Genomic DNA, 8138 nt, shown 5'->3' with positions numbered 1-8138 from the left:
TGCTTGTGTTCTGAGATGGAGAGCCTTATTGTAAACTAATCTTACACAGGCCAAAGTGCGCCGCAATAGCGACTCTTGTTCTGGTGTGGGGTAAAATCGAAACGAATAGGCTTTTTCCATGTCTCACATTTTAGCATATATTTGGTAAATGCGCTAGTATTTAACAGTAAAGCCGTCGTAGAACGACGGGGTTTCAGACCCAAAATTTTCGATGAAACTAGAAACTACGGCGATTAAACGGATTCTTGATGCTAACCTTGACCGCGCCAGAGAAGGACTGCGAATTATCGAAGAATGGTGTCGTTTTGGCTTAGATAATCCCGATTTAGCCCAAGAATGTAAAGAAATGCGCCATCAATTAGCTAGTTGGCACTCGATCGATCTTAAACGACATCGGGACACAGCCGGCGATATCGGCAGGGATTTAAGCCATCCCAGGGAAGAAATCCGCGAGACTGTCGAGGGACTGCTGCAGGCCAATCTCGCTCGCGTACAGGAGGCTTTCAGGGTTTTAGAAGAATACGGTAAACTCTATGATCTGGAACTAGGGATAGCCTGTAAACAGCTGCGCTATCGGGTTTATCAGCTAGAGAGTAAACTATTAATCTCTCCACCTCTGGAAAAACTGCAAGCATCTCCCCTCTATTTAGTCACTTCTCCTGTGGAAAATCTCCTAGAAATCGTCGAATTAGCCCTAAAAGGAGGTTTAAAATTGGTGCAGTACCGCCATAAAACCGCCGCTGATACCATTCGTTTAGAAGAGGCCGCTAAACTGTGTGAGTTATGCCACCGTTACGATGCTTTGTTTATTATGAACGATCGCGTCGATATTGCTCAGGCCATTCTTGCCGATGGTGTTCACCTCGGTCAACAGGATGTACCGATTTCCCTAGCACGGCAATTTCTCGGTCCGACGGCAATTATCGGTCGGTCCACCACTAATCCCCAAGAGATGGCCAAAGCAATCCAAGAAAAGGCCGATTATGTGGGAGTCGGTCCAGTTTATGCCACCCCCACGAAAGCGGGAAAAGCACCCGCAGGATTGGAATATGTCCGTTATGCGCGGGAAAATTGCCCTTTACCCTGGTTTGCGATCGGTGGTATTGATAGTAGTAACATTAAAGAGGTTTTAGAGGCAGGAGCGCAGCGGGTAGCTGTAGTCCGGGCCATCATGGAAGCGCAGCATCCCGAGGTGGTGACACAACAATTATTAAACCAATTAAAGTAGGGAACGGGGGTGTGGGGTGTAGGGTGTAGGGTGTGGGGTGTAGGGAAATGGGGAAATGGGGAAATGGGGAGATGGGGTGTAGAAAGAATAAATAAAAATAATCTCCTGAATACTGTCTCGGAGAATACTGTCTCGGAGAATACTGTCTCGGAGAATAAGCTAAACGGCTTTTACTTCGGATCACCGATATAGACTCCAAAAGGGTTATAGCTATTGGATCATGCAGGTTAAGTGCCGTTTAGCTTACTGTCTCGGAGAATACTGTCTCCTGTCTCGGAGAATACTGTCTCGGAGAATACTGTCTCGGAGAATACTGTCTCGGAGAATACTGTCTCCTCCGATTAACTTGATTCGTTCATATCCAAATCCATGTCAGAAATAACCTTGCAAATCAACGGCAAAACTCAAACCTGTTTACCCGCAACTAAACTACCGCAAATGCTAGAAAATTTGGGCATGAATCCTCGGTTAGTTGCCGTGGAATATAACGGGGAAATCCTCCATCGTCAGTATTGGGAAAACACCGAAATCAAGGAGGGGGATAAATTAGAAATTGTTACTATTGTCGGAGGGGGATAAAATAATCAACAATCGACACTTGAGGGAAAAAACTTGTTAGTTATCGGTTTAATGAGTGGCACATCGGTGGATGGCATCGATACCGCTTTAGTGGAGATTAGCGGTACTGTGGAATCTCCACAGGTGCAGTTATTAGCTGGAGAAACCTATCCCTATTCCCCCCGATTACGAGAGACAATTTTGCAAGTCTGTGGGGGAGAAAAGCTATCTATTGAAGCTTTAGCCAGCTTAGATGATGATATCGCCGCAGAATTCGCCCATGCCGCTTTAAATATCCAAAAAGAAGCCCCAAAAGCCCAATTAATCGGCAGTCACGGTCAAACCGTTTTTCATCGACCCCCCGAAAACGATCGCCTCGGTTACACAGTACAATTAGGACGGGGAGCAGCGATCGCAAAAATTACCCGTATTCCCACCATTAGTAATTTTCGCGCTGCCGATATCGCCCAAGCTGGTCACGGTGCGCCCCTAGTGCCGAAAATTGACGCTTATCTGCTCTCTCACCCCACTAAAACCCGCTGCGTCCAAAATATCGGTGGTATTGGCAATTTAACCTATCTACCCCCCCGACAAAGGGAAAATTGGCAGCAAAAAATTTTCGGTTGGGATACTGGCCCCGGTAATGTCCTCATCGATTTGGCCGTACAATTTTTGAGCCAAGGCCAACAAACCTACGACCATAACGGTCAATGGTCGGCTCAGGGTCAACCCTGCTCCGAATTAGTTCATAAATGGCTACAGGAGCCTTATTTTCAACAATATCCTCCTAAATCCACTGGCAGAGAGTTATTTAGCCCCGCCTATCTAGCCCAATTGCGCCAGGATGCCCAAGCTTATTCCCTCAGTGATGCCGACTGGTTGGCTAGTTTAACCGATTTAACCGCCATTTCGATCGCCCACAGCTATCAAACCTTTTTGCCAGAAATGCCCGCGGAAGTGCTGCTCTGCGGTGGTGGCGCTCGCAATGCCTACCTGCGCCAACGACTCCTAGCACATTTGGGGTCAAATGTCAAGCTTTTGACCACCGATCAGTTAGGATTAAATAGCGATTTTAAAGAAGCGATCGCTTTTGCCCTCTTGGCCTATTGGCGCTGGCACAATTTCCCCGGTAATTTACCGAAAGTCACGGGGGCAAAAGCAGCGGTTTTATTAGGAGAAATTTACCTATGAGCAGCAGCTATGAAATATTTTCAACAATTCAACGCCAAAGGGTCAGCGATGGGCAAATAGTGCCAATTTTAAGCGATTGTACTGGGTATAAACGTCTTTTAATTCTTGTTTGGCCGCAATTGGGAGATTTTGACAGTCTCGAATACGCTTGGTGGTTAGAAAAAGAGGCAGCCCTTTGGCAAAATGCCGGGATAACCATTCGGTCCATCGGTATCGGCGATCGCAATTCAGGTTTAAAATTCGCTGAATATACGAAATTTCGGCAAGATTGGCTTTTTGTTGACCCCAAAGCCGAATTACATAATTTATTGGGACTGTATCGCGGTTTATCGTTAAAATTACCCAGATTTTCCCCCGGGCAAAATGCTTGGTTAAATCTAATTTTCATGTGTGCGGGTGTGGGTAGTCCGGGGACTCTGGCCGAAGTGCTGCGGGGTTATCTTGGCGATCGCAAAGCCCCCCAATTAATTGCCGAGGAGGAAACAATACAAGCGCGGCCTTTACCACCTTTCCGGGGTTCCCTATTCAATCTTGCTGGGGGTCAAGGTTTTCAGCGACCTTTTGAATTAGCCACCCTGAGACTCCGTAATATGGGTCAAGTTTTGGGCAATTGGTCAACCTATGTCCCCGATAGTAGTTATCTAACCCAACGGGGAGGGACTTTTTTATTTGATAGTCAAGGAAATTTACTCTATGAGCATCGCGATCGAGGTATCTTGGGATTTGCTGAGAATATGAGTTATCCTCTCGCTTTTTTGCAGGATTAAGCTTTTTTCTTCTGCATCTCGCCCACTCCCAACTCTTGACTTTTAGCTTTTCCAGCTGATGGCTAAAAAACTTTAATGTTGTCCGACCACTTATTACCTAAAGATTGATGAAATTATTTGACGATTCATCCACAACTATCGGGAGTTATTTACTCAAGAGATAAGTAAATATTATTTTAAGTTTATTTAAGGCTGTCATTACTAATGGTAAGTTGAGCCGGGTAAATTTTCCCGTAGTATCAAAAAGGAAACTCATTCGACCCGTTCAGTTTAAACGGGGAGAGAAGGGATTTTGAGATTGAGCAACAACCTATGGCAAAGAAAATAAAGACAACCACTTATAAAGTCACCCTGAAAACACCCGATGGCGACCATACAATTGATGTTCCCGATAATGAATATATTCTCGAGGCAGCAGAAGAAAAAAAATTAGATTTACCTTTTTCTTGCCGTGCTGGTGCTTGCTCTGCTTGCGCTGGTAAAATCGAATCCGGTAGCGTTGATCAATCCGATCAATCTTTCTTAGATGACGATCAAATTAAAGCGGGTTATGTCCTCACCTGTGTCGCCTATCCTACTTCTAACTGTGTGATCGTCACCCACAAAGAAGAAGAGTTGTACTAATTTAACTCAATATTTGGGAGTTAGACAGTCCAACAATACAACGATAATAGAGCGGGAACTGCAAGAGCGACAGTTCTCGCTCTATTTGTATTTTTGGCTCTTGACTCGACAGTGATAGTCTGATAGTTTCATGTCCTCATATTACCTTGCTTGACTATATCTGACCATATTTGTATTGAACCTTCTAATACCGCTCACTTAAAACCCAAATCTGATAACTGATAACCGATCACTGATTATCGTCCCACTTCAGCGAAAATCTCGGCTAAAATCTCTCCAGCACCAGCATCGCGCAGTTTATGGGCTAAATCTCGTCCTAAAGCTTCCCCATGGCTAGGATCACCGCTAACCGAGTCCTTAATCAAGCGCTTACCGTCGAGACTAGCCACCATACCCGTTAAAGTTAGGATACCATCCTCGATCGCCGTATTCACTCCGATGGGAACTTGACAGCCCCCCTCCAACTCCCGTAAAAAAGCGCGTTCAGCATAGCATTTATCGCGGCTAGGGGCGTGTTCCAACACTTTTAGGACTTCCAAGACCTCCGGATCAGCATCGCGGCATTCTATCCCTAAAGCCCCCTGTCCCACCGCATGGAGAGAAATCTCCGCCGGAATAACCTGATGAACTCGATCGCCTAATCCTAACCTTTCTAACCCCGCTACTGCCAGAATAATCCCATCGTATTCTCCCGCGTCCAGTTTGGCCAGACGGGTGTTGACATTGCCGCGCACATCTTTAAAAGTCAGATGGGGATAATGGTGACGCAACTGGGCCAATCGACGCAGAGAAGAAGTCCCAATTACTGAACCTTCTGGTAAATTATCTAATTGATAGTCTTGATTTTTGCTATTTACCACCAAAGCATCGGCCGGATTAACTCTTTCGGTGACGCAACCCAAGATTAAGCCTTCGGGTAAATTAGTGGGCAGATCCTTGAGAGAATGGACGGCAAGATCGATCGATCTATCCAACATTCCCACTTCTAATTCTTTGGTAAATAAACCCTTATCACCGATTTTCGCCAAGGCCACATCGAGAATTTTATCGCCTTGGGTACTCATCGTCTCCACCTCAAACTGTCGATGGGGGTGGTGTTTACTCAATTCTGCCTGTACCCAGTAGGTTTGTACTAGGGCTAACTGACTTTTACGGGAACCGATACGCAGGGAACGAGGAGGACTAGAAACGGACATATCTGAAGTAGGAATTTAACTAAACATCTATCTGACTGCTCGATCTAGACTATCCTGATCTCACCCCTGTTGAGTAATCACTTTCTGGGTTGGGGGTAAATAGTTACATCTCTTAATATTTTTGGGGGAGTGGGGGATGGGGTGATGGAGTTTTAGGGAAATAGTCATAGGTTTGTTTAATCTCTCGCAATCCGTTTACTAGAATAGGATGATGAGGTAAAAGTTTTTGCGGCTATAGGTTGAATTAAGCAGAGTAAAACCATTATTCCCCATGGCACAGCAAAGCTAAAAGCTCAAGTTAAAATAGAAAAACCAAGGTTAAAACAGAGTCTAACCAATGACAATATTTTAACGGAAAAATTGACTAATTCAGGAGTTATTATCATGCTAGACCAAATGATGAAGATGTTAGAAGGACAACAAATAAACTCTTATCGTCTTAATAAGTTTATCGGTGCGGGGGGTTTTGGAGGTGTATTTCATGCCAGTGAAATAGTCAGAAATACATCGGTTCAAGAAGTGGCAATTAAAGTTATTCCCGAAAGTAGCGATGATAAATTAATTGAGTTACAAAATGCCAGAAAATTAGAACATTCTAATTTAATTAAAGCTTATTCGGTGGGGGAATTTCGTTTTCTCAATACGGAGATGCTTTATTTAGTGATGGAACTGGCACAGGGTAGCCTAGAAAATCACATTCAAAAAGGCGGTTTGTCATCGGGGGAGATTAAAAATATTACTGCTCAAGTCGCCCAGGGCTTAAATTATCTTCATGGACAAAATAAAGTCCATCGAGATTTAAAACCGGGTAATATCCTGAGGGTTAATCAACAATACAAGTTAGCAGATTTTGGCTTAATTAGAACTTTAAATAACAAAAGCCACACTCAAACAGTACATAATAGCGGGACAATTATTTATATGCCTCCCGAAGCCTTTAAAGGTGATATTTCATCGGCTTGGGATCTGTGGTCATTGGGTATTATGTTAATCGAAATGACGACTAATCAACTTCCCTATAAGTTTAATAATGATATTAACCAATTAATGGCAAAGGTGATGAATTGTGAGCTACAAATCCCTAGTTTACCGAAAGAGTTTAAACCAATTATTGAAGGGTGTTTGCAAAAAGATAGAAAACAAAGATGGACAGCACAACAGGTTTTAAATGCCTTACAACCTGTGGGATGGAATTCTCCCCCGTCACCTCCACCAGCACCGGCAGCAGTCAAAAAGCCTGTTTCACCAATACCCCTAATTGCTTCACCTACTCCATTTACCGAAAACCTACCCAATCGAGTCACACTAGAGATGGTGAGCTTACCAGCAGGTGAGTTTCTCATGGGATCTCCTGACAGTGATCCCAATGCTGAAAGTTATGAAAAGCCTCAACACCAAGTTAAAGTCAACAGTTTTGCGATCGGGAAATATCCAGTGACTCAGGCACAATATGAAGCGGTAATGGGAAAAAATCCCTCTCATTTTAAAAACAACTCTTGGTTGAAAAATAATCTGCAAAATCCGGTAGAAAATGTTAGTTGGAACGATGCTCAAGCTTTTTGTCAGAAATTGAGTCAAATAACAGGGAAAACCTATCGCCTACCGACGGAAGCGGAATGGGAATATGCTTGTCGTGCGGGGACCACTACTCGCTATTATTTCGGTGATGATGCTAATCAGTTAGGAGATTACGCTTGGTATGACGGAAATTCTCAGGATAAAACTCATCCTGTGGGCCAGAAAAAGCCCAATGCTTGGGGACTCTATGACATGAGTGGCAATGTTTTTGAGTGGTGCGAGGACAATTGGCATGATAGCTATGAGAATGCGCCAAGGGATGGCAGTGCTTGGCTGATAAGGGATAATCATTTTCAAATACTGCGGGGCGGTTCTTGGTGCAGCCATCCAGTTCTCTGCCGTTCTGCTTCCCGCAGCCTCGTCAACCGCCGCGACTACCCCCTCAACTTCCTCGGTTTTCGGGTGGTGTGCGGTGCTGGGAGGACTCTGTAATCCTTTTACTCTTTTTACCCTTTTTTCTTTTTTTCTCTCTTTCCCGCCTAGCGGCGGGGCGATTTTTTTTTGAGATTTTCGGTAGGACAATTCATGAATTGTCTCTACTTTTTAGGAGATGTCTAATGATGACACAGCTAGTCTGTCTGCTATAGTATAAAAGTCGTTTAGCATGATACGCTATCGAACCTTAGTGCGATCGCGTTGAACTTTTCCTATTCCCTTTGAGTTGCTTCTCTAACCTGTTCGATATCTAATTCTAAAGCTTGTGCTATCTGTTCAAAGTTTAATCCTAATGCCAATAAACGAGGAATAGAGGCTAATTTTGCCGCTAATTTGCCTTCTTGTCGGCCTTCTTCTCTACCTTCCTCTCTACCTTCTTCTCTACCTTCCTCTCTACCTTCTTCTCTACCTTCTTCTCTACCTTCCTCTCTACCTTCCTCTAAAGCTTCCTGATACACTTTAGTTTGTTTTAAATCACTTAAACTAAACATCGCTTCTATCTCCTTTCTACTGACTTGGGGTAACTTATAAACCAAGATTGTCTCTATCAATTCTAAAAGT

General features: G+C 44.0%; 9 protein-coding genes. 6 read left to right on the top strand and 3 right to left on the bottom strand.

The genetic code is table 11. The features are described from left to right. Positions 1-120: helix-turn-helix domain-containing protein (locus IM479_RS14345; RefSeq protein WP_287699471.1), on the bottom strand; the 120-nt coding region annotated here is incomplete at its 3' end. Between the two features lie 91 nt (positions 121-211). On the opposite strand from IM479_RS14345, the gene IM479_RS14340 reads away from it, so the two are divergent. From IM479_RS14340 to IM479_RS14320, 5 genes are all read left to right on the top strand, one after another. Next, positions 212-1228: a thiamine phosphate synthase gene (locus IM479_RS14340; protein WP_287686012.1), complete on the top strand. Its 1017-nt coding sequence runs from the start codon at positions 212-214 to the stop codon at positions 1226-1228. Positions 1229-1597: 369 nt separating this feature from the next. After that, the gene (gene thiS, locus IM479_RS14335; protein WP_002751314.1) at positions 1598-1807 is read left to right on the top strand and encodes a sulfur carrier protein ThiS; all 210 of its coding nucleotides are present in this window, start codon (positions 1598-1600) and stop codon (positions 1805-1807) included. Between the two features lie 33 nt (positions 1808-1840). After that, a complete protein-coding gene (locus IM479_RS14330) occupies positions 1841-2977 on the top strand; it encodes an anhydro-N-acetylmuramic acid kinase (RefSeq protein WP_425185033.1) in 1137 nt (378 codons plus the stop codon). After that, positions 2974-3744 carry a peroxiredoxin-like family protein gene (locus tag IM479_RS14325; RefSeq protein ID WP_287686011.1) on the top strand — a complete coding sequence of 257 codons (771 nt, stop codon included), beginning with the start codon at positions 2974-2976 and terminating at the stop codon, positions 3742-3744. The genes IM479_RS14330 and IM479_RS14325 overlap by 4 nt, the downstream gene beginning before the upstream one ends. 312 nt (positions 3745-4056) lie before the next feature. Beyond that, a complete protein-coding gene (locus IM479_RS14320; RefSeq protein WP_287686010.1) occupies positions 4057-4368 on the top strand; it encodes a ferredoxin in 312 nt (103 codons plus the stop codon). Positions 4369-4604: 236 nt separating this feature from the next. Here the strand turns inward: IM479_RS14320 and hemC are convergent, their stop codons facing one another. Further along, complete coding sequence (gene hemC, locus IM479_RS14315; protein WP_002778319.1) at positions 4605-5564, bottom strand: hydroxymethylbilane synthase; 960 nt, start codon at positions 5562-5564, stop codon at positions 4605-4607. Between the two features lie 384 nt (positions 5565-5948). Between hemC and IM479_RS14310 the strand changes: the two genes are divergently transcribed. Next, positions 5949-7574 (top strand): SUMF1/EgtB/PvdO family nonheme iron enzyme, encoded by a 1626-nt coding sequence (locus IM479_RS14310; RefSeq protein ID WP_287686013.1) that lies wholly within the window; start codon positions 5949-5951, stop codon positions 7572-7574. Between the two features lie 215 nt (positions 7575-7789). On the opposite strand, the gene IM479_RS14305 is transcribed toward IM479_RS14310, so the two are convergent. After that, positions 7790-8138 (bottom strand): DUF2887 domain-containing protein (locus tag IM479_RS14305; protein WP_287686009.1); only part of this gene is annotated, 349 nt, incomplete at its 5' end.

The sequence above is a fragment of the Microcystis sp. M165S2 genome, assembly GCF_020245885.1.
Lineage (GTDB): Bacteria > Cyanobacteriota > Cyanobacteriia > Cyanobacteriales > Microcystaceae > Microcystis.
Note: the sequence above shows the minus strand (reverse complement) of the source record. Positions and strands in the feature narration are given on the sequence as shown.

What these genes read in the sequence shown, in the direction of transcription:
- IM479_RS14340 (WP_287686012.1), top strand. Translation starts at nt 212, where the DNA reads ATGAAACTAGAAACTACGGCGATTAAACGGATTCTTGATGCTAACCTT.
- thiS (WP_002751314.1), top strand. Translation starts at nt 1,598, where the DNA reads ATGTCAGAAATAACCTTGCAAATCAACGGCAAAACTCAAACCTGTTTA.
- IM479_RS14325 (WP_287686011.1), top strand. Translation starts at nt 2,974, where the DNA reads ATGAGCAGCAGCTATGAAATATTTTCAACAATTCAACGCCAAAGGGTC.
- IM479_RS14320 (WP_287686010.1), top strand. Translation starts at nt 4,057, where the DNA reads ATGGCAAAGAAAATAAAGACAACCACTTATAAAGTCACCCTGAAAACA.
- hemC (WP_002778319.1), bottom strand. Translation starts at nt 5,564, where the DNA reads ATGTCCGTTTCTAGTCCTCCTCGTTCCCTGCGTATCGGTTCCCGTAAA.
- IM479_RS14310 (WP_287686013.1), top strand. Translation starts at nt 5,949, where the DNA reads ATGCTAGACCAAATGATGAAGATGTTAGAAGGACAACAAATAAACTCT.